Source organism: Staphylococcus sp. URHA0057 (genome assembly GCF_000620265.1).
GTDB lineage: Bacteria > Bacillota > Bacilli > Staphylococcales > Staphylococcaceae > Staphylococcus > Staphylococcus pasteuri.
In genome coordinates this window covers 51,987-74,973 of sequence record NZ_JHVS01000010.1, presented here as the reverse complement: position 1 = coordinate 74,973, position 22,987 = coordinate 51,987, and the positions used below count along the sequence as shown (strand labels likewise).

Annotated in this window: 22 protein-coding genes; 11 read left to right on the top strand and 11 right to left on the bottom strand. The window is 31.5% G+C overall.

The genetic code is table 11. The features are described 5' to 3' along the window. Position 1: 1 nt before the first annotated feature. Both N524_RS0107350 and N524_RS0107345 read right to left on the bottom strand, forming a co-directional pair. A complete protein-coding gene (locus tag N524_RS0107350) occupies positions 2-1,171 on the bottom strand; it encodes an MFS transporter (RefSeq protein WP_029056132.1) in 1,170 nt (389 codons plus the stop codon). Between the two features lie 135 nt (positions 1,172-1,306). After that, on the bottom strand, positions 1,307-1,531 hold the full coding sequence (locus N524_RS0107345) for a hypothetical protein (protein ID WP_029056131.1): 225 nt from the start codon (positions 1,529-1,531) through the stop codon (positions 1,307-1,309). Positions 1,532-1,900: 369 nt separating this feature from the next. On the opposite strand from N524_RS0107345, the gene N524_RS0107335 reads away from it, so the two are divergent. Both N524_RS0107335 and N524_RS0107330 read left to right on the top strand, forming a co-directional pair. Then, positions 1,901-2,578: a response regulator transcription factor gene (locus N524_RS0107335; RefSeq protein ID WP_029056129.1), complete on the top strand. Its 678-nt coding sequence runs from the start codon at positions 1,901-1,903 to the stop codon at positions 2,576-2,578. A 97-nt stretch (positions 2,579-2,675) separates the two neighbouring features. After that, the gene (locus tag N524_RS0107330) at positions 2,676-4,040 is read left to right on the top strand and encodes a HAMP domain-containing sensor histidine kinase (protein WP_225880637.1); all 1,365 of its coding nucleotides are present in this window, start codon (positions 2,676-2,678) and stop codon (positions 4,038-4,040) included. A gap of 88 nt (positions 4,041-4,128) precedes the next feature. Here N524_RS0107330 and N524_RS0107325 read toward each other — a convergent pair whose 3' ends face one another. Then, positions 4,129-4,917 (bottom strand): CPBP family intramembrane glutamic endopeptidase, encoded by a 789-nt coding sequence (locus N524_RS0107325; protein ID WP_037555644.1) that lies wholly within the window; start codon positions 4,915-4,917, stop codon positions 4,129-4,131. Between the two features lie 34 nt (positions 4,918-4,951). Then, positions 4,952-5,707, bottom strand: coding sequence for a CPBP family lipoprotein N-acylation protein LnsB (lnsB, locus tag N524_RS0107320; RefSeq protein ID WP_029056126.1), 756 nt, complete (start codon positions 5,705-5,707; stop codon positions 4,952-4,954). A gap of 207 nt (positions 5,708-5,914) precedes the next feature. On the opposite strand from lnsB, the gene N524_RS0107315 reads away from it, so the two are divergent. The 3 genes from N524_RS0107315 to arsB all read left to right on the top strand — a co-directional run bounded on the left by N524_RS0107315 (position 5,915) and on the right by arsB (position 9,220). Next, entirely contained in the window at positions 5,915-7,492 is a 1,578-nt protein-coding gene (locus tag N524_RS0107315; protein ID WP_029056125.1) for an FMN-binding glutamate synthase family protein, read from the top strand. 121 nt (positions 7,493-7,613) lie between these two features. Further along, positions 7,614-7,931: an ArsR/SmtB family transcription factor gene (locus tag N524_RS0107310; RefSeq protein WP_029056124.1), complete on the top strand. Its 318-nt coding sequence runs from the start codon at positions 7,614-7,616 to the stop codon at positions 7,929-7,931. Beyond that, positions 7,931-9,220 (top strand): arsenite efflux transporter membrane subunit ArsB, encoded by a 1,290-nt coding sequence (gene arsB, locus N524_RS0107305; protein ID WP_029056123.1) that lies wholly within the window; start codon positions 7,931-7,933, stop codon positions 9,218-9,220. Before N524_RS0107310 ends, arsB begins: the two co-directional genes overlap by 1 nt. 49 nt (positions 9,221-9,269) lie before the next feature. On the opposite strand, the gene N524_RS0107300 is transcribed toward arsB, so the two are convergent. Then, positions 9,270-9,737, bottom strand: coding sequence for a YehR family lipoprotein (locus tag N524_RS0107300; RefSeq protein WP_029056122.1), 468 nt, complete (start codon positions 9,735-9,737; stop codon positions 9,270-9,272). A 159-nt stretch (positions 9,738-9,896) separates the two neighbouring features. Here N524_RS0107300 and N524_RS0107295 point away from each other — a divergent pair, with 159 nt between their 5' ends. After that, positions 9,897-10,973 (top strand): M42 family metallopeptidase, encoded by a 1,077-nt coding sequence (locus tag N524_RS0107295; protein ID WP_029056121.1) that lies wholly within the window; start codon positions 9,897-9,899, stop codon positions 10,971-10,973. A gap of 24 nt (positions 10,974-10,997) precedes the next feature. Next, on the top strand, positions 10,998-11,168 hold the full coding sequence (locus N524_RS13570; RefSeq protein ID WP_183998749.1) for a hypothetical protein: 171 nt from the start codon (positions 10,998-11,000) through the stop codon (positions 11,166-11,168). A 72-nt stretch (positions 11,169-11,240) separates the two neighbouring features. Here N524_RS13570 and N524_RS0107285 read toward each other — a convergent pair whose 3' ends face one another. Continuing rightward, positions 11,241-12,059 carry an SDR family oxidoreductase gene (locus N524_RS0107285; RefSeq protein WP_029056120.1) on the bottom strand — a complete coding sequence of 273 codons (819 nt, stop codon included), beginning with the start codon at positions 12,057-12,059 and terminating at the stop codon, positions 11,241-11,243. A gap of 247 nt (positions 12,060-12,306) precedes the next feature. Here N524_RS0107285 and N524_RS0107280 point away from each other — a divergent pair, with 247 nt between their 5' ends. From N524_RS0107280 to N524_RS0107270, 3 genes are all read left to right on the top strand, one after another. Continuing rightward, complete coding sequence (locus N524_RS0107280) at positions 12,307-13,845, top strand: AbgT family transporter (protein ID WP_029056119.1); 1,539 nt, start codon at positions 12,307-12,309, stop codon at positions 13,843-13,845. Positions 13,846-14,088: 243 nt separating this feature from the next. After that, positions 14,089-15,621, top strand: coding sequence for an exopolyphosphatase (ppx, locus tag N524_RS0107275; protein ID WP_029056118.1), 1,533 nt, complete (start codon positions 14,089-14,091; stop codon positions 15,619-15,621). Positions 15,622-15,679: 58 nt separating this feature from the next. Further along, positions 15,680-17,845, top strand: coding sequence for an RNA degradosome polyphosphate kinase (locus N524_RS0107270; protein WP_029056117.1), 2,166 nt, complete (start codon positions 15,680-15,682; stop codon positions 17,843-17,845). An 85-nt stretch (positions 17,846-17,930) separates the two neighbouring features. Here N524_RS0107270 and N524_RS0107265 read toward each other — a convergent pair whose 3' ends face one another. Further along, a complete protein-coding gene (locus tag N524_RS0107265) occupies positions 17,931-18,626 on the bottom strand; it encodes an SDR family oxidoreductase (RefSeq protein WP_017636432.1) in 696 nt (231 codons plus the stop codon). A 192-nt stretch (positions 18,627-18,818) separates the two neighbouring features. Here N524_RS0107265 and N524_RS0107260 point away from each other — a divergent pair, with 192 nt between their 5' ends. Further along, positions 18,819-19,106 carry a DUF1413 domain-containing protein gene (locus N524_RS0107260; protein ID WP_029056116.1) on the top strand — a complete coding sequence of 96 codons (288 nt, stop codon included), beginning with the start codon at positions 18,819-18,821 and terminating at the stop codon, positions 19,104-19,106. A gap of 152 nt (positions 19,107-19,258) precedes the next feature. On the opposite strand, the gene N524_RS0107255 is transcribed toward N524_RS0107260, so the two are convergent. The 4 genes from N524_RS0107255 to N524_RS0107240 form a co-directional block, all read right to left on the bottom strand. Next, complete coding sequence (locus N524_RS0107255; protein ID WP_002450408.1) at positions 19,259-19,450, bottom strand: hypothetical protein; 192 nt, start codon at positions 19,448-19,450, stop codon at positions 19,259-19,261. Positions 19,451-19,654: 204 nt separating this feature from the next. Further along, positions 19,655-20,794 (bottom strand): FAD-dependent oxidoreductase, encoded by a 1,140-nt coding sequence (locus N524_RS0107250; protein ID WP_029056115.1) that lies wholly within the window; start codon positions 20,792-20,794, stop codon positions 19,655-19,657. Positions 20,795-21,036: 242 nt separating this feature from the next. Further along, on the bottom strand, positions 21,037-21,894 hold the full coding sequence (locus tag N524_RS0107245; protein ID WP_029056114.1) for a patatin-like phospholipase family protein: 858 nt from the start codon (positions 21,892-21,894) through the stop codon (positions 21,037-21,039). Positions 21,895-21,987: 93 nt separating this feature from the next. Continuing rightward, on the bottom strand, positions 21,988-22,923 hold the full coding sequence (locus N524_RS0107240) for an alpha/beta hydrolase family protein (RefSeq protein ID WP_029056113.1): 936 nt from the start codon (positions 22,921-22,923) through the stop codon (positions 21,988-21,990). Positions 22,924-22,987 lie beyond the last annotated feature (64 nt).

Here is a 22,987-nt window from a genome sequence, read left to right as displayed (position 1 = left end):
TTTAATTTTTAGCAAAATGATTATTTTTTAATGCTATAGTAACAATTAAACCTAAAAATCCAATGAATGCACTCGTATAAGTCACAAAGTGAACTGACATATTTGATACAACGAGTCCACCTATAATGCCACCCATTCCTATTCCGGCATTCAAACTAGACATGTTCCAACTCATCACTTGACTTGTGTCGCCTTCAACTTGTTCGATAAGACCACTTTGTACGGCAGGATTAGTACTCCATTGCATAATATTACATACAAATAAACCAATTAATAACATAATAGTACCTGATAATATGAAGTTCAAAATAAGCATCATTACAATAAATATCGTAATTGAAATAATCAACCAACGCTTACTTGTCCATTTATCAGCAAAAATACCACCTAATGATGTACCAATGACACCAGCAACACCATTAATTAATAATGCGAGTGATACAAATGACATTTCGTGACCATTTGATAATATAAGTGGATTAATATATACAAATGTGACTGAGTTTGCAACTAAAATCAAGAATGTAATTGTTATAAATTTAGCAACTTCACCAGGACGTAATACTTTTGATATGACTTGATTGCTATGATTAGTGTTTGAGTTATTAGAATGACTTAATTCATTCTCTTTAGGTAGGAAAAACATCATTAAAATTCCTACAATAACACTGATAACAACTATAAATACAAATGTAAATCGCCAACCTACCATATCACCTATTAATGTTCCTACAGGCACTCCAAACACATTTGCTCCGCTAAAACCTGAATAAACGATTCCTATCATTTTCCCTCGATTTTTAGCTGGCGTTAACATTGCAGTGAGCGCTAGTACTTTAACAATAATTAATGAGGCCGCTGCAGATGAAAGAATTCGACCTATAACTAATATCGTGAAATTAGATGCGACTGCTATAATTAAATTCCCTATAATAAAAGCAATTAAGGTCCATAACAGGACTGATTTAGCTTTAAAACGTTGTGTTACTTTAACAAGTATTGGCCCACAAATCGCAAAGGTTAAAGCATATAAAGTCACTAGTTGACCTATTACGGCTTCTGATACATGTAAGTCCTGACTCATTAAATTCATAATTCCAGCTACCATCATCTCAACCATTCCAACGATAAATACACTGAATATGAAGGTGATGATACGCATCAACGACATAATATATCCCCCTTCCCTATAAAAATACAATATTTGTAGCATCAAAAAAACAGCTACAAACCCATTTAATTTGATTAGTAACTGTTACATTATATAATATAAATTAATACTTTTGTTTGTCAGGAATTTAAAATTTTAAAATTTGTCTTCACCAATGGCATGATTAATGATTTCCAGTACACCCATTAAAACAATTGCCCCCATAACTCCGCCATTAACTATATAAGCATTATGTAGTAACGTTTCCATACCAAAATCTTTATGCCATGTATTTTCAATAAACACTAAAATACATCTAGTTACATCATATATTACTAAAATTATTAATATAAAAGACAACAGATAACCTAGGACTTTCATTTTATATTATCCCCCATCTTTAGTTTATTATCGTATTTCTCTTTAATTTCACCAAAATAGATTAATAAAGTATTAATAAAAGAAATACCACAAATGACGTATGGTCCCTCTAAGAAGTTAAAGAAAGTTAAATTGAAATACTCTCCCAATTCTCTCACGAATAATAGTGTTAAGACTGAGATTATAAAAACACAAGAAGTCACTAGAACTTTTTTCATTGTTAACATCTCCTAAACTTATTATTTAATTTCATGTTATGACATATAAATAAAGCTTCATTTATTTTAAGTTTAAATTTTCCTTAAATATCGAAAGTTTCATAGTTTAATTATTTAATAACGCGTAAACTATAACTGTGAGGTGGATAAAATGACTTCCAAAATACTAATCATTGAAGACGATAAAGATATTCAAGAATTAATCAAACTTTCTTTAACAACTAAAGGTATTTCATCAATAGATACAGCAGATGATATAGAAGAAGGATTACACTTCATAAACCAACATACATACAATGTCATACTGTTAGATTTAAATTTAAAGTCTGAAGATGGATATGAATTAATGAAGTATGTTAACTTATCTACTACTTCAGTTATAGTCGTTACTGCTAAGGAAGAAAATATAGAATTATATAGAGGTTTTGAAAAAGGTGTTGTTGATTATATTAAAAAGCCCTTTGATCCAATGGAATTATATTATAGAGTGTCTCTTCATTTAAAAGAAACACCAAATGATTTATATAAACAAGGCCATTTATTTGTTAATTTTAAAAGTGGCTCAGTTCAAATTAATGGTCAACCTGTTACATTAACTGCTCGAGAATTAGACTTACTTTTCTATTTTATTAATAATAAAAATCAAATTTTATCTAAAGATCAAATTTACGCAAAAGTTTGGGGATATGAGACGTCCGTTGATGATAATACGTTAATGGTACATATTAGAACGTTACGACGAAAAATTGAAAAAGATCCTAATCATCCAGAATTTATAAAAACATTACGTGGAAAGGGATACATATTTAAGGATAATAATTATGAATAAACGATTTATATTAAAGTTTTTTAAATACTTAACAACATTTTTGACACTATCTTTCGTCATAATTATTATCACTATAGTATTAATGATTAACTTATTAATGAGCGCATCATATTCTGACATTAAAAGTATCGATCCTGATTATTTTTTATCCAATAAGATTAAAGACATTCCTTATACACATTTAAATAATTTGGCCAAAAAGGAAAATGCTGAATTATATGTTACTAATCATAAGGGAGATATTCTCTACCCTAAAAATTTTAATAAGAAAAATGTTAAATCTTTAATTTTGAATAATATTAATTATGCCAATGCGATTCCAACTTCTAAAGAAGAAAAGAATTATATTGTTTATATATACAAAAATAATCATCAGTCCTCTGTAAAAAATGCTAAGCATATTAAAACACATCAATTACTTCAAAGTATTACGACACATGACTATAATAAATACAACTATAACTATCAAAACAACAAAATTGGATTCTACAAAAATTCTAATCAAAACCCAATTTCAAGTAAATCATTTAGTCAAAATGATATAGCGAATAAACTTATTGATATTCCTAAAATTTTGATAATTGCCTTAATCATCAATGTAGTATTAGCGTTAATCACTTCCTATTTAGTTTCAAGAAGGCTAACTAAACCTTTAGGTTATTATATTGATTGGATTGGTAATCTATCTAAGGAAAAACTGCATCAACCAAACACTAAAGGTAATATTAAGAAGTATAGTAAAACTTATCCTGAATTACACAAATCATTAACATCATTAAATCAACAATTACTTCAAGACAAAATATACCAAAATCAGATTAACTATTATAAATCAAAATGGATTTCTCAAATTTCACATGATTTAAAATCACCACTAACGTCTATCTATGGTTATTCAAAAATAATTGAAGTTGATGACTCAAATAAAAAATATTTAAATCTTATATCAGAAAAAGCTAAATACATGGAAGATTTGATACAAAGTTTAAATAAAGATTTTGATAACGAAACAAATCAAATGAAACATGATAAAGAAAGTTTTCCAATTCAATATACAGTAGAAAAATTCGTTTCCTCTATTGGTTATGACAATATAGAACTCTCTTTTCTATTTGATCAAGAAGAAACTTTTTATGGTAATAAATTATATTTTGAAAGATGTCTTATCAACTTAATAGAAAATAGCATTGAGCATAATAATCTGAATCCAAAAATTAATATATTGTTTGATAAAATTGAAAATACTCTTTTAATTGATTACAAAGATAATGGTCAAGGATTACCAAGTAATAAAAATGATATTTTCAAACCTGGTTATAGTACTAAAGCGACCAACAAAGTTAATCATGGTTTAGGATTAACCATTATCAAAGAAGCTATTGATTATCATAATGGCAGTATTCATATTATTCCTACAACGAACGGCGTACATTTCAAAATCAAATTAATTTCACAGATATAAAAAAGCCAACTAATGATTTCAATTAAGTTAATCATTAGTTGGCTACTTGATTATTTAAAGCTCTAAATCATATTAAACAATCGCCTAACTATAAAGTAAATAACATCGCTACAAAGGCGACACTATTATTAATTACATGTAATGTTATGGTCGCTGCTAAGTTACGATTAGTAAAGTGATACGCTGCAACAAAACAACTTGCCATAATAATATATGGCCCTATTTCAAATGGTGACTGTGCATCTGTTACGTGCACACTTGCAAATATTAAAATGGACAACACATACATAACAACATAAGTTAATTTTTTACCCAGTTCATGAATTAATAAATGTCTAAACAGTAATTCTTCTACTATGGGTGTAACGATCACAATGTCTAAAAACAAGATTGGCCACATCCAACCTGATGTAAACATTTGTGCTAACATTTTATTATTTTCGGTATCATCAAATTGATATTTTTCAGGTAAAAATTCAACCATAGCTCCATACAAAATATTTAATACATACATAACAACAATAATAATCGCAATTGTTGCGAAATGTTTTTTCAAATCTTTAAAACGTTGTTTAGCTAAGGGAATTAATGTTTTTCTGTGCATTAAATAAAATAATAACAATACTAATGCCATACCAATCAAGCCAAATACAGTAGCAAAATTGGTTATAAGATTATTGATTTTATGATCTGACTTCATATGAAGTGAATTCGATATAATAAAAGCAATTAACATACCAATCATTGGTAATAAGAATTGCGCTAATATAATATAGGCAGGAATAAGCCAAAAATCTCTTTTAACTACCTTCTTTGATGCAAATTCATTCTGTAATTTATCAGAATCTAATAGTTGTTGAGTAGTTTCATTTTCCATAAAATTCTCCTTTAAATCTTCTTTAATTTTATTACTACATTAATAAGAATTTCACTGTAAAAACGATAAAAATAATGAGTTGGATACCTGCTTGAAATAAATAAGCTGCTGCTAAATTCATTCCAGATTTAAGATACACAAATGTTGAACCTATAGCAATAATCAAATAAGGCAACATTTCCATTATATTTATCATATCATACACATGGACAAGCACTTCTATGAATATAGAAAGTATAATCACTATAACAATATGCCACTTTTTCCTTAATTCATGAATTAATACGTGTTTATAAATAAGCACTTCAATCATAGGTCTTAAAACAACCATTGATATAAAGGTAAAGAATAATGCAGATGGATAGTTAAATAAACCTTCTACTCTACGTTCATATTGTGTTGGTCCAAAGTTTAATATACCTAGTAACCATGTTGCCATTAACAGACCTAATAATACAACGACGATAGAAATCATAATATGTAAGGTGTATTGTTTCGCATAATGAAACTGTCTTTTCATAACTTGTGCTATATCAAATTTATGCATTACAAAAAAGGCAAATAATGTTAAAAACTGAGCTAACACGAATCCCACGCTTAAACTAAGATTATATAAAAATTGTGCCGGTGGTCTTTGCGTTACCATTGCCGTTAATCCTAATGTCCCAAATACTGTACCAATAGGAATTAACATTTGAAATAATATGTATATAGGTATGATTAAAAAATCTTTTTTCATCATTTGGTTTTGATTCCATACGTCACGTTGTAATTGGTTATATTGGCTCATGTGTCACCTCCTAAATCGCATTTTATCACAATTACTTTATCATTTTATAATTCAGTTGAATACACTAATTAAAATAAATTGTCTCACATAAATATTTCATAAACTAAAATAATTTAAATTCTACAATATAAATTTAACCGGTTTCATTGTAAAACATTAAGAATGGTGTATCATAGTGTTGGAGTAATGATTAAGGGGGGCATATTAATGAGTGTACTAACGACGATGCAGTTCATTGTCAACATCATTATTATGATTTTTTTATTGGGTGCATTATTATTAGGTATCATTTGGCTAATCAAGGATAAACGACAAACACAACACAGTGTATTAAGAAATTATCCGTTACTTGCACGCATTAGATATCTTTCAGAAAAAATGGGGCCTGAATTAAGACAATATCTATTTTCTGGTGATAATGAAGGTAAACCCTTCTCTCGTACAGATTATAAAAATATCGTATTAGCTGGAAAATATAATTCAAGAATGACTAGTTTTGGTACTATGGAAGATTATAAAGATGGATTTTACATACAGAACACAATGTTTCCACTTCAAGCAAATGAATTAAAAGTGGATAATACCACACTACTTTCAACATTTATTTATCAAATTGAGAATGAACGTTTATTTAGTAGAGATGAACATCGTAAAAGTAAGGAAGTGGATCCTTATTATTTAACTGATGAACACGCTGTCGTTCTCGGAGAACATCTTGCGCATCCTTATAAAATCAAACGATTAGTTGGTCAATCAGGAATGAGTTATGGTGCATTAGGTAAAAATGCTATTTCTGCCTTATCTAAAGGATTATCTAAAGCAGGTACATGGATGAATACAGGTGAAGGTGGTTTGTCAGAATACCATCTTAAAGGCGATGGAGATATCATTTTCCAAATTGGACCTGGTCTTTTTGGTGTAAGAGATAAAGAAGGTAATTTCAGTAAAAAAGAATTTAAAACACTTGCTGAACGTAAAAATGTACGTGCTTTCGAATTAAAATTAGCTCAAGGTGCCAAAACTCGTGGCGGTCATATGGAAGGTGCAAAAGTAAACGAAGAAATTGCTAAAATTCGTAATGTTGAACCGTTCAAGACAATCAATTCACCAAACCGCTTCGACTTTATTCATAATGCTACTGATTTATTAAATTGGGTAGATGAAATCCAACAATTAGGCCAAAAGCCAGTTGGTTTTAAAATAGTAGTGAGTCGTGTTGAAGAAATTGAAAACTTAGTCAAAACTATGGTTGAACTTGATAAATATCCAAGTTTTATCACTGTTGATGGTGGTGAAGGTGGTACTGGTGCCACATTCCAAGAATTACAAGATGGTGTAGGTCTTCCATTATTAACTGCTCTACCTATTGTTTCTGGTATGTTAGAAAAATACGGTGTTCGTAATAAGGTGAAAATCTTTACATCTGGAAAATTAATTACACCTGATAAAATTGCAATCGCTTTAGGATTAGGTGCTGACTTAGTTAATATTGCACGCGGCATGATGATAAGTGTAGGATGTATTATGAGTCAACAATGTCATATGAATACATGCCCTGTAGGTGTTGCGACAACAGATCCTAAAAAAGAAAGAGGATTAATTGTTGATGAAAAACAATATCGTGTAACCAATTATGTAACAAGCCTTCACGAAGGATTATTTAATATTGCAGCAGCTGTTGGCGTATCAAACCCTACCGAAATTACTGCTGAACATATTATTTATCGTAAAATGGATGGTGGCACACAAACTATTCATGATTACAAATTAAAGTTAATATCTTAAATAAGTTCAATATATCGCGATCACTTCAATGTGGTCGCTTTTTTAATGTCATTTTCTAATATAAACCTTCATAGACATATATCTATATATATGATAATCTATATTTAATTTGGAGGTTATCATGAATTATCAACAATTAGCAATTTCATTAAAAGTATTATCAGATGAAAATAGATTAGAAATTTTAGATATTCTATCTTGTGGTGAATTATGTGCGTATGACTTATTATCATATTTTCATTTTTCTCAACCAACGTTAAGTCATCATATGAAAATCTTAGTCACACATCAATTTGTCACCACTCGAAAAGAAGGAAATAAACGTTTTTACCAATTAAATGATGCGTTTTACACTCAAATACTTAATCATTTAAACCTCATTAAAAATAATAATGAACAATGTAAATGTCATTCAATGAAATTAGGTGATAGTCAATGATGAGTATCCTTGCTATTGCTATATTTCTAATAACCCTCTTATTTGTTATTTGGCAACCTAAAGGATTAGATATCGGAATAACCGCTTTAATAGGTGCTGTCATCGCAATTATTACAGGCGTTGTTAGTTTATTAGATGTCGTTGAAGTCACTCAAATTGTTTGGAATGCAACACTTACTTTCGTGGCTATTATATTAATCTCCTTAATATTAGACCAAATCGGCTTTTTCGAATGGGCAGCCGTTCACATGGTACGTGCATCAAATGGAAATGGTCTTATGATGTTTATTTTAATTATGGTTCTGGGTGCTATAGTTGCAGCATTTTTTGCCAATGATGGTGCAGCATTAATACTAACGCCCATCGTACTTGCTATGGTGCGTCATTTAGGTTTTAATAAAAAGATTATCTTTCCTTTTATTATTGCCTGTGGATTTATCGCTGATACGACGTCTTTACCCTTTATAATTAGTAACTTAGTCAATATCGTTTCTGCTGATTACTTTGGTATTGGTTTTACTGAATATATGGGGCACATGATTATCCCAAATATATTCTCATTAGTCGCAAGTATAGTTGTTTTATGGGCTTATTTTAGACATTCTATACCTAAACGTGTAGATATCTCACATATCAATAAACCAAAAGATGTTATTAAAGACCATCGTTTATTTAATATTTCTTGGATCGTTATTGTTATTTTAATGATTGGCTATTTTGTTAGTGAGTGGATGCAAATTCCAGTTTCAATTATTGCTGGTGTTATTGCGATAATATTCCTAATACTTGCTAGCAGATCCTCAGTAGTAAATACAAAACAAGTCCTTATAGGTGCTCCGTGGAATATCGTCATCTTTTCAATAGGCATGTATTTAGTCGTATTCGGTTTGAAGAATGCCGGCATTACTACTTTATTGGCACATGTTTTATCAATGATTTCGAACCACGGATTATTTGCTAGTATTATGAGCATGGGATTCATATCTGCAATTCTCTCTTCTATTATGAATAACTTACCTACAGTATTAATTGATGCTATAGCAATTGGACAATCAGGTGTTTCTAGCACAATTAAAGAAGGAATGGTTTATAGTAATGTTATTGGCTCTGATTTAGGTCCTAAAATAACACCTATTGGTTCGCTAGCAACATTGTTATGGTTACATGTACTGGCACAAAAAGGCATGAAAATTTCTTGGGGAACCTATTTTAAAACAGGCATTCTCATTACTCTACCTGTATTATTCTTTACATTACTAGGTCTCTATTTAACATATTTTATTTTTTAACATAAAAATGGCAACATTGAACACGTTTCGCTCAATGTTGCCATATATTTTAGTCATCATGATCAGTCATATTACTTTTTTCTTTTAATCCATTACGTTTCATCTGACTAACCGTTTTATCAAGACTCACTTTATCATTTTTACCTTTAACTGACACAAATCCTAATTTTTTCTTCAATTGATCTATATCTGCTTTTTTATAATCAATATCAATATGTTCTACGGCTTTATCATTTTTATAATCTATTTTGAATGATACACCTTTATTACCTTTAAATGCTTTTTCATCTTTTTTTAATATATCTTTGGCTTGTGCTTTATCTATACCTAAATCTTCATATTTTAGTGTTCCTAATGTAGATTGTTTAAGTACTTCATCACCTTTATACGTTAAAGATGTAATAACTTGTTTACCATTAACGTCCCCTTCGAACGTTTTAGTCTGTTCTTTACTACACGCAGACAGTGTAATGACACTTAACGCAATGACTATCAAAACTGAAACTAATTTCTTCATATGGTCGCCTTCTCTCGCCTGTTTCTTAAATTAATTATACTATTATTTTTGTTATTGTTGGTATTACTATACTCTTATTTAACACAAAATTCTAATAATATATCACACCATTATCGCTATGTTAAACTATACATAATACGTATTTGGGAGGATTGTAAAATGAGTGATTCAGTTCAATTACTTAAACAATTAACATCAGCAAATGGCATTGCAGGTCGTGAAATGCAAGTTAAATCATTAATGAAAAATCATTTATCAACTGTTAGCGATGCTATTATTGAAGATAATTTAGGCGGTATTTTCGGAAAGAAATCAGCTACCAATGGTTCAAAATCTATTTTAGTTTCTGGACATATGGATGAAGTAGGATTTCTAGTGACAAAAATTGATAAAGATGGCTATTTATCTTTTAATCCAATCGGTGGTTGGTGGAATCAAGTCATGTTATCTCAAAAAGTGACTGTTACCACAGATGATGGTAAAACTCTAAGAGGTATCATAGGTTCGAAACCACCTCATGTGCTTACACCAGAAGAACGTAAAAAAACTGTAGATATTAAAAATATGTTTACTGATATCGGTGTAAGTAGTAAAGAAGAAGCTGAACAATTAGGTGTATCTGTAGGAAATATGGTAACGCCATATAGCGAATTCGAAACACTAGCTAATGAAAAATATATGACAGCTAAGGCTTTTGATAATCGTTACGGCTGTGCATTAGCCATCGATGTACTTAATGCGTTAAAAGACGAATCAATCGACATTAATTTATATTCAGGTGCTACTGTACAAGAAGAAGTTGGACTACGTGGCGCAAAAGTTGCAGCCCAAACGATTCAACCTGATTTAGCTATTGCAGTTGATGTAGCCGTTGCTTTTGATACTCCTGGAATGTCAGGCCAAACGAGTGATAGTCATCTAGGCGGTGGTCCAGTTGTTATTATGATGGATGCATCTAGTATTGCTCATGAAGGTTTACGTCAACATGTTAAAGATGTGGCGCAACAACATAACATTGAAGTACAATGGGATACTACACCTGGCGGAGGAACCGACGCTGGAAGTATACATGTAGCAAATGAAGGCATTCCAACTATTACTATCGGTATCGCTTTACGTTATATGCACTCAAACTTTTCAGTTATCCATAAAGATGATTATGAAAATTCAGTTCGTCTCGTTACTGAAATCGTGCGTTCATTGAATGATGATACTTATAATAATATTAAATGGTAATATCTTAGGAGGCTTGATTAATGTATGAGGTTATTCGGAGAGTTAAAATGTTCCAACTGTCATCGTGAAATCAAAGATGATGAAAATATTTTCATAAAAGTACAAGCTAAAGATTTACATAGCTATACTAATTTAGATGGTTGGTCTAACGAACAATACAAATTATGCGAAACATGTGCTAAACAATTAAAGTAAAAAGCAAGCCAAGATTTCTCAGGAAATATGAGAAATCTTGGCTTTTCTATATAATATGGTGTTTTCAACTATTTATTTAATAGATTTTTTCCAACTATCATCACTTAACATTTCACCTGGCCAAGTGTATGCCATGACGCCACCATCAATACGAATTGTTTCTCCTGTAATAAATGAACTATCATCAGAAGCTAGGAAAGTTACTAATTTACCTACTTCGTCTGGTGTACCTAATCGACCTAATGGTGTAACCCACTTTTGATTTTCACGGAATGTTTGACCCGCTTCATCTTGTGCAGTTCCCGCTAAGTTATCTACTAACGGTGTCTCAATAGTACCTGGTGCAATTGCATTGGCACGAATATTTTCACGACCATATTCAATTGCGATTGATTTAGTGAAGTTAATCACTGCACCTTTTGCAGCGTTATATCCTGAGCGATATAAGTCGGCAGCTTGACCAGAGAATGATGCTGTATTAATAATTGAACCGCCTTGATCCATCATTAATGGCAATAAGAATTTAGTTACTAAGAACGTACCTCTCATATCTACGCCCATAATCTTATCAAATACTTCTACTGGATATTCATGAATTCGTCCAGCACCATTATCAACACCTGCATTGTTAAATATCACATCAATACGACCATATTGTTGCTTCATATCATTCGCAAATTGTTCCACTTGTTGTTCATCTGAAATATCAACTTTATATGCAGTAGCTTGACCACCATTTTGTTTAATATCTTCAACAGTTTGATCTAATTCATCCGCAATATCTAATGCTAATACATGAGCACCTTCTTGAGCTAAAACTTTAGCAGATGCTTGACCTATACCAGTACTTGCTCCTGTCACAACGGCTATTTTATTTTCTAAACGTTTCATGTTGTTTCACTCTCCTAATATTTTTCATGAAAAATGAATCTTAATATTATATTTCCACTTCCTATAAAGGTCTAAACGCCGTTATGACAATGATAGCGCTTTATTCAAAAATTCTTTTGAACGAGTTTATTAAATTATCTTTTTAAACTAAATAGTTTTATTATCAATTTCAATTTCAGAAAATTCTTATCATTACATGTAATGTTTGCTATACTTTTAGATAATTTAACTTAGGAGTGGTTCATGAATGGCAACAAATGCAAAAGAAAAACCATCAATCGTTAGTAAATTTTTAAATGGTGTAGAATGGGTCGGTAACAAATTACCTGATCCAACTGTGTTATTTTTCTTAATGTGTGTAGGTCTCGCAATCATCACTTGGTTTGTTTCACTATTTAATGTTTCTGTTAAACATCCTGGTAACGGTGAAACCATACATATCAAAAGTATTTTAAGCCATGACGGTTTTGCGATGATTATGAATGATGCAATTAAAAACTTTTCAGAATTCCCGGCACTTGGTTTGGTATTAGGTGTCATGATTGGTATTGGTGCTGCTGAAAAATCTGGTTATTTTGATAAACTGATGATTTCTGTAGTAAATAAAGCGCCAAAGAAGTTAATCGTGCCTACTATCATTTTAATAGGTATTCTTGGTAGTACGGCTGGTGATGCAGCAACTATTATTTTGCCGCCTTTAGCTGCAATGTTATTTATTAAAATTGGTTACCACCCTATTGCTGGTTTAGCAATGGCTTATGCGTCAGCGGTTGGTGGGTTTGCGGCAAATTTAGTTGTTGGTATGCAAGATGCACTTGTGTATTCATTTACAGATCCTGCTACTAAAATTGTATCTAAAAGTATTCATACAAATGTCGCAATGAATTGGTACTTTATTGCTGCAAGTGTTGTCGTATTATTACCTACGATTCATTTTGTAACTTCAAAGTTAATTATTCCGAGACTTGGTAAATATGATGATTCAGATGCACATGAAGATATGGAAGAAACGTCTTCTCATATTACACCTGTCGAACGCAAAGCATTATTTTGGGCAAATATGAGTTTTATAGCTCTCATCATATTATTAATCATTTGTGCAATACCTGAGCATAGCTTTTTACGTAATGCTAAAACAGGTAGTCTTTTAGATGACGCACCATTAATTAATGGTGTTGGACTGATTATTTTAGTAGTATTCTTAGTTCCCGGCGTCATTTATGGTGTATTAAGTCGTGAAATTAAAAACACTAAAGATTTAGGACAAATGATTACAGATTCTATGGCATCTATGGGTTCATTCATAGTAATCGTATTCTTTGCGGCACAACTACTTGCGTTCCTTGAATGGAGTAACTTAGGTGTTATTACGGCTGTTAAGGGTGCTAAACTTTTACAACATCAAAATGGAGTCGTCTTAATACTCGGTGTCATTTTCTTAAGTGCTTTAGTCAACATGCTTATTGGTAGCGCCTCAGCTAAATGGGGTATCTTAGCACCTATCTTTGTTCCAATGTTAGTTTTAGTTGGTTTCCATCCAGCGTTTACACAAGTTATTTATCGTGTGGGCGACTCTATTACTAATCCAATTACTCCTATGATGCCTTACCTACCTCTATTATTATCATATGCACAAAAATATGATAAAAACATGAAACTCGGTACACTTTTATCTAGTCTTATGCCATACTCCATTGCTTTAACTATTGTATGGACATTATTTACACTCATTTGGTTCTTCCTTGGAATTCCTGTTGGACCTGGTGGACCTATTCATGTGAAATAATAAAAAGCGTTAAAATAATAACAAAAGTCACTTTCATTTATAAATGAGGGTGGCTTTTATTGTTGTAGAAAATGATGATTTCTCCTCGCTATATAATCTATTTGTAAACGCATTTTATAAGTTAATTAAAATCTTCAAAAATTCTATGGAAAATGTCTGAAAAATCTTTTCATTTTATATATCTCATGTAAAATAAAATTAAACAGGGGTATATTGTTTGGCCCATAAACATAGGAGGCAGTGATGGAAGAACGTATTGGATTAATAGATATTGGTTCAAATACTATTAGACTGGTTATTTTTGGATTTGATAAAGCAACAGGCTTGAATGAAATCTTAAATATTAAGACACCTGCACGTCTAAGTCAGTATTTAACTAAAGATAATGATATGAATGATGAAGGTATTCAAGTACTAACTGAGGCACTAAGTAGCTTCAATAAAGTAGCAACTAAATTTAAAGTAGATGAATTACACCCTATTGCGACGGCAGCCATTCGTCAATCAAATAATCAAAAAGATATTATTAAAAAAGTCAAAAAAGATACTGGTGTAGAAATTAAAATCGTACCAGAAGAAGACGAAGCATTTTACGGTTATTATGCTATTACTCACACTACTGATATTGAAGATGGTGTATCCGTAGATATAGGCGGTGGCTCTACTGAGGTCACTTTATTTAAAGACAAACAATTAAAAGAAGCACATAGTTTTCCTTTTGGTGTTGTTTCATTAAAACGTCAATTTTTCGGGGATAAAGATCATAATGACAAATCAGCAATCAAAGGCATGGAAAAATTCTTATCAGAACAATTTGATCAATTAGACTGGTTGAAAGATCAGAAAGTTGCATTAGTCGGTGTTGGAGGGTCTGCACGTAACGTTGCGCGAATACATCAATCAGAACATTCTTACCCTATCGGTGGCGTTCACAACTATACGATGTCAGATAAAGATATCGAAGAAGTCTTTGACCTTATTCGCAAAAGCTCTAGAGATGAACTTACTAATTTAGACGGCTTAAGTCGTGACCGAGTAGACATCATCTTACCTTCCGTGTCAGTGTTTAAAACACTTTATAAAAAAATTGATGCGACTCAATTTACATTTTCAAGAAAAGGTATTCGCGAAGGTTACATTATGAATGCGATACGTCAACGCTACCCAGAAGAATTTTCAAAAGAGAATGTTAGAAAAGATGCATTACGTCAACTAGCCAACGAATATCATATTGAAGAAGGTAGTGCTAACCGACGTCTTAAATTAGCAGAATCATTGCTTACACAATTACTTAATCATTCAGATCTTAAAGTTAATGACAATGACAAAGAATTATTTGTTGAAGGTGCTTATCTTTATTATCTAGGTAGTTTCATTGATTCAGATTCTAGTTCTCCACATACGTATTATCTTATCGCGAACTCAATGATTAATGGCTTTTCACATAAAGATCGTGTGAAATTAGCTCTATTAGCGAGTTTCAAAAATAAGTCATTACTTAAATTTTATTGTAAGGAAACTGAGTGGTTTAACAGTAAAGAAACGGATACCATTCAAGCTTTAGGCGGTATTATCAAATTTGTGAATGCTTTAAATATTTCTCACACGAGCTTTGTCGAAGAAGTTGAACTCAAACCTAAAAAAGACGATAAGTATGAACTATTTGTCTTCTATAAAGGCGAACCTATTGCTGAAGAATATCAAGCAAACCGTCAGAAAAAACATATCGAAAAGATTCTTGATGGTAAAGTAACGATTACCTTTACAAAATCTTAACAAACGTATGATACTTTTAGACTACGCAAATATATAAACAATGAGGTGTGTTGAGGTTATGCAAACTCAATTGGGAGAAAAGGATATTAATTTACCACAATACTATAACAACCGGGAACTAAGTTGGTTAGACTTTAACTACAGAGTCTTACAAGAAGCTTATGACAAGAACAACCCTCTACTTGAAAAATTAAATTTTGTATCTATTTTCAGTTCAAATTTAGATGAATTCTGTATGGTTCGAGTAGCTGGACTTAAAGATCAAGTTGAAATGGGATATGACAAACCTGAAAATAAAGCACAAATGACACCTCAAGAGCAGTTAAACGCGATAAAAGTTAAAAATACTGACTATGTAGCAATTCAGTATAAGCGTTATAATGAGTTGATTGAAGAATTACGTCAATATGATATTGAAATGGCGAAACCTGAAGATTTATCAGAAATGCTAAGCGAAAAATTAGAAAAAGAATTTAAAACAAGAATTCTACCTACTCTTACGCCTTTAGGTATTGATGCTTATCACCCATTTCCAAAATTGAATAATAAAAGTTTGAATATTTTCGTAGATATAGATACAGAAGATGCGATTAATTCAGCAATTGTCCAAATTCCATCATTAATTCCTAGATTTATTACACTTAATGAAGGTCCAAAGCAATTTGTTTTAATGATTGAAGATGTTGTTACTTACTTCATTAACTACTTATTCTCTGGTTATGAAGTTTTAAATACATTTACCTTTAGAATAACTAGAAATGCTGATTTAACTATTCATGAAGACGGTGCAGAAGACTTACTTATTGAAATTGAACGTTTCTTAAAAGAACGTCGTAGTGGCGCTGCAGTAAGATTGGAAGTAGATGGACGAACTGCTGAACGCGAAGATATTAGCTGGATTATGGAACAATTAGAAGTAGAGGAAAATGACATCTATTTCGTAGACGGTCCGTTAGATTTAACATTCTTATTTGGTTTAGTAGATCATTTATCTAATAAACTTTATTACTTAACATATGAGAAATACACGCCACAAGTGCCTAGATCTTTAGGTTATAACAACGTGTATCAACTAGCATTAGAACGAGATATCTTCTTCCATCATCCTTACGAATCATTCGAACCAATTGTAGACTTTATTAGAGAAGCAGCAGATGATCCAAGTACTATAGCAATCAAACAAACATTATATAGAGTTAGTAAAGACTCACCTATTATTAAAAGTTTAAAAGAAGCTGCTGAAAAAGGTAAACAAGTAACAGTATTAGTAGAACTAAAAGCAAGATTTGATGAAGAAAATAATGTCCATTGGGCACGTATGCTTGAAGATGCAGGATGCCATGTGATTTATGGTATGACCCATTTAAAAACACATAGTAAAATCGCACTCGTTGTTAAAAAAATCGGTAACGAATTGACTTCATTTGTCCATTTAGGAACAGGTAACTATAACGATAAAACCGCTAAACTATATACAGATATGGGAATTATTACGACTAATAATGATATCGCAGAAGATGCTATTAACTTCTTTAATTATTTAAGCGGCTATTCAGTTAAACCAGATTATAAAAAATTAATTGTCGCACCTTTCGATATACGAGATGTTTTCATCGATAGAATTGATAAAGAAATTAGCAGCCATTTAGAACATGGTAATGGTAAAATCATGATGAAAATGAATTCATTAACGGATAAAGCCATCATTGAGAAATTATTTGAAGCGTCTCAAGCTGGAGTTAAAATCCAATTAATTATACGAGGTATTTGTTGTTTAAAACCTGGTATTCCAGGTATCAGTGAAAACATAGAAGTAGTAAGTATTGTTGGTAGACTACTTGAACATTCACGTATTTATTATTTCCATAATAATGGTGATGAACGTATCTACTTATCTTCTGCGGATGTAATGACACGTAACATGATTAAACGTGTTGAAATACTCTTCCCTGTTGAAGATAAAACCATTGCTTCACGTTTACTAGACTTTATGAATTTACAATTGTCTGATAACCAAAAAGGTCGCTATCAAGATGAACATGGCAATTACCATTATATAGAAAATAATTTGTCACCTTTAAATTCTCAAGTCTATTTAATGCAAAATGCAATTAAACATGGACAAGAATTAAAAAAACAAAGTACACATCCTACAGGTCAACCTGTACGTTCAAGACGAGGCGGTAACTGGATGAGCCGTCTAAGAGATACGCTTAAACGCTAATATACAAAATTAAAGAGTTTGTAGATATATCCAAACGAATAATCTACAAACTCTTTTTTTATTTATCCAAATTATTGAAATGAATTTATACTGGTCTAACCGTCACTTCATTTACGTTGACATGGCTAGGTTGAGTTAATGCATAAATCGCTGCATCTGCAATATTTTGTGCTTCTAATTTTTTACGTCCATTGAAATCGTAATGCTCAGTTAATGGTGTTTCAACCATACCTGGAGAAATACTTGTCACTTTAACTCCAGTCTTAGCTAGTTCTTTTTCTAAACCTTGAGTTATGGAATGCACAGCGGCTTTTGTCGCACTATAAATTGCACTCCCCTTCGTCACTTCAAAGCCAGAGATAGATGCGATATTAATAATATGTCCACTTGATTGCTCTAACAATGTAGGTAATGCTGATTGAATTGTATATAATGTACCTTTGACATTTACATCAATCATTGAATCCCAGTCATCTACATTGTAATCAGTAATTTTAGATGATTTCATTTGTCCGGCACTATTAACAACAATATCTAATCTGCCAAATGTATCTTTAGCTGTGTCAATCAATTGTTGAACTTCTCTTTTATCTGTAACATCTGTCGCAACAACTTTGACATTTCCTTGTTCAAATTGAGTCGCTACAGCATTTAATTTATCCGTATTTCTACCTGCTAATACGACTTTAACACCATTATTACCAAGTGCTGTTGCAATTGCTTCACCAATGCCACTACCTGCACCAGTAACAACTGCTACTTTATTGTTTAATTCATTCATATTTTAAAACTCCTTCTTATTAATCACTATTTTTATAATTACCTACAAAGTTACACGTTTAAACCTTTGTTCTTTTAACAAAATCACATCTTCTCCTGTGATTATAAAAAATCTTGTTTGTAAAAATCATATATAAGTTATAAAGTTAGTATGTAACTATCATACATGTTTTCAAATTATAGGGGGGATACGATGACTTTTCACGATCGCATATTAAAATTAAGAGAGCAAAATAACCGTACTGCATTTGAATTTCGCTTCGAAGAATTATTTAGTGAAGAAGAATGGTTAGAAATGTCAATTGCTGAGAGAAAATCAACTGAAAAACAATTCCAACATGAATTATCTAAAATGAGTGACGTAAGAATGCCTTACTCAAGTGTAGATAAAGCTAAAAATAAATTGTTCAATCAAGTCTATGCTTATAATGGAATTAAGAAGAACTTTAAACAAGTTGAAGAAAAAAGTAATGCTAGATAATATGATAAAAATAACCTGGGACCTTTAAATTGGTCTCAGGTTATTTTGTAGCATTTTCCAGAATTATATGGGGGTATAATAATGTATTTGCCTTCAATTGCTCACCAACGAAGGCAATCAATTGCTTTTTGATTAGGAGTCAAAAATTATTGTTAGTTTGTTACTAATGTTTTACGTTCTAAGCCATAGTAGTATAATCTTTCTGCATCAATATAAGGGATTGAATCGATAGTTAAATAGCCATCTTTGATGTCACCAATTATACCTTGATTAACACCTGTATTGACATAAATTTCATAACTGCTTACATCAGAGAATACAAGTTCTTCAATTACTTTTCTCACTTTTATCACTCCAACATGTCTTATTCCTTACAATTCATATACTACACCATTTTTCAGAAAATAAAAGCATTTTGTGATTATTTTCACAAATTTATCACTTTTCAAAATCTGTGAAATTAATGTCTAAATTCATGAAATAAGTCATATTTTTAGAATTACATCAATAATAAATTACAATTCCAATTCAATATCTACGTTTATTGTTTATTCTATTACTGAATTGAAAAATGCTGCCATTTGTTCAGCGGCAGTATCACTGAACATCACTTCTAAATTATCTTGAGATTCTTGTGCACTTTCTTTAGAAACTCCATACATTTCTTCTTCATATTGAGCTATAGCTGATTTAAGGTCTTGAGATGTTTTAATGGCACTCGCTAATAAATATGCATCGTACAATGCCATATTAACGCCTTCACCAGCAAACGGACTCATTAAATGCGCTGCATCGCCCATTAAAGTGATGTTGCCATTACTTTCCCAAGTAAAACCGATTGGTAATTTGTAAATTCGTCTAAGTAGCATATCATCACTGGCATACTCGATATATTTTTTTAATTCTGGTGACCAGTCCGCAAAGTCTTTTAATAATTGCTGTTTAATTTCTCCTTTTGATAAAGCTTTGTAATCATCAAGTTTATCTACATCCATTAAATAAGACATATAGACTTTAATTCGTCCATCTCCATTAAGTTGTCCTAGAATTGCTTTGTTGTCACCTAATGCCATCATTTTACCGTTTTTATTGAATTGAGCTAAATCAGGATGGTCGTTTTTAACATTATTCACATTTAATTCGACCATTGAAATATCATTATATTCAACATCTACATCTGAAATAAATGAACGCACTTTTGAAAATGCACCATCAGCACCTATAACTAAATCAAATGTTTCTTTATTTCCTTCTTTAAATGAAACTTCAACTTGGTCATTTTCCAATTGAGTTAATGTATTAAAAGTATAACCATATTGAATGGATGAAGGTTCTAACTGATTCATAATAATATCACACAACTCACCACGATCAATTTCAGGTCGAGAACCTTCGCCTTCTGCATCTTCTTCAAATAATACCGTTCCATCTTTAGCTACAACTTTAGTGTCTTCACCTTCGTATCGGGCTAATTGTTTAAACTGTTCATAAATATTTGCTTCTTTTAAAGCAAGTTGCCCACTATCGTCATGAATATCAAGTGAACCACCACGATCTCTATTCACATTCGAATCTGCTTTTTCAAAAATAGAAATGGTATGTCCTTGTTGTTGTAATAATAGACCAAGCATGAGTCCTCCAGGTCCTCCACCAATAATTCCAATACGTTTTACATCTTCCATCTTCATCACTCCTCAACTTATTATTTATATATTTATGTTCAATGCATTTGTCATTTAATTAGATATCTAACTATTTATTTGATGTTGCTCATTCTATTCCTTTTATTTGTAATATGCAAGTATAAAATTTGTTTTTATAAAAATTTAAAAAATCGAGATAAAAAATTGAATTAGAGAAAGTGTCGTTACACTTTTCTAACCTATTTTCATCTCGATAGATTATGATTTATTCTTTTAAATACTAGATACTAGTTCCAGAAAGTTTTAATACTTTCTGAATCTGATTGACCTTGCTTTTCGCCTAATTTAGCCATATCTGGTCTAATAGATGGATCTACAGTATTGCCACCAAGTTCATTTAATTTATCAAATACTTCTTTACTTGGGGTAATAAGCTTAACTTCAGCACCATTTTGTTCTAATTCATTTATCGCATCTTCCAATTTATATGGTGTGTTGATCGGTAAATTTGTTGATAAAATTAAGACTTTTTTAGCTCCTTTTGCTAAATCTGCATTTTCCATTGAGTGACAACCGCCATCAAAATGTTTGCTATTATTAACTGTTGTTGTTGGCCAAACACCTGGAAGTGATCCACTTGCTGCCATCGCCCTATAAATATCTACATTGGATTCTGTAGTAAATGCTGCTCTTGATTTCGCTTGTGCATCAACAGCCGTAATCATCAAATTTTCAGGCCATTGGTTGACTTTAATTCTATTTTTCAATCGATTAATATGTTCATTTTCATCAAATTTGTCATACTCTAATGCATATTCACTATAGCCTTTTATCCACTCTTTTGGTGTTGATGAATTCTTTTCAATGTCTGCATATCTCGTGAAGATATGGGACATATCACTTTGTGGTGGTTCTTCGTTTGATTTCGGAGCAATTTGTTCTTCAAATATTTCATCCCAACTTTTACTAGACGTAATACCAGTAGCTACCTGAGCACCACCTGATGTACCTATAATTAAATCTGCATTACGAACATCAATACCTTCTTTAGAAAGTGCTGATAAGTATCCTAATTGCCATCCAATTGCTAGTGACCCTCCGCCACCTAGGACAATGGCATGATTCATGTTTTGTTTATTATTCATGTTTAATGCTCCTCTTTTTCTTTTAATCATATTATCTATGATATAGTTGTTCTTTTTCCAGTAAAAGACTAATATGATAGCTAATAATTTATGTTATTCATTTTTAGATTGAATATCTGCTTGGTCTGTATTGTTAGTAATTATTTGTTGAGCGATATTCCAACTATCATGCTCGATATCTAAAACACTTCTTAAATAAGCCCATGTTGTATGTTGTAGTAAGTCAATTCTTTCAGGATTTTCGTCAGTCGTTTCTTTGGCTTCATATCCTGCTATACCACCTAATGAATGTTCCGCTTCATATAATTTTAATAAACTTTTTTCACCTGGACTTAAATAATACGGTTCTTCCATCCATTCAGGTCCTATACTAGTTAATGGATTTTGATCTTTATCTCCCACTACAACTAAAGCTGGTTTAGTCATATGTTCAAAGGTTGGATTTAAAAACGAAAAGTTATCTTTCGCAAATTGTGTTAATTTGTCTCCACCTTCTCCAGCAGTTGCTAATAAAATTCCGCCTTTCACTCTATCATCAGAATAATCTGTTGTCGCTTTAGTTATCGGATCAATCACTTGAAGTCCTAATAAATTACCTGCTGTTTGACCACCGAATGAGTGACCAACTGTCGCAATCTTACTCGTGTCTAATCGTCCACTCAAACCTGGGACTTGAGTCTCAATATATCCCAAATGATCTAAAATTGTTTTAACATCTTCCACTCGCTGACGCCATAAGTTTGATTGTCTAGGATCATCTTGAGACATGCCAATCGTTCTTGAATCTAAAAATGTAGGTTGAATGACAACAAATCCATGCGATGCCCAAAAGTCAGTTAAAGGTTCATATGCGTGCATTGAAGATCCAAATCCATGTGCAAATAAAATGATAGGTAAATTGTTACCTTCAGACGGCATACTTACTTTCACTTGTAATTCATCACCACGTTCAGTTGGCGTTGGTAAAGAAATCGGTTTGATTGTCATACTAGGAATAGCTTCGTTTATATTAAAATTGAGTTGATTCATTTTAAAAGCCTCACTTTTTTATTAGTTAAATTTTGTGGATTTTGAGTATAAAAAGTATATTTAT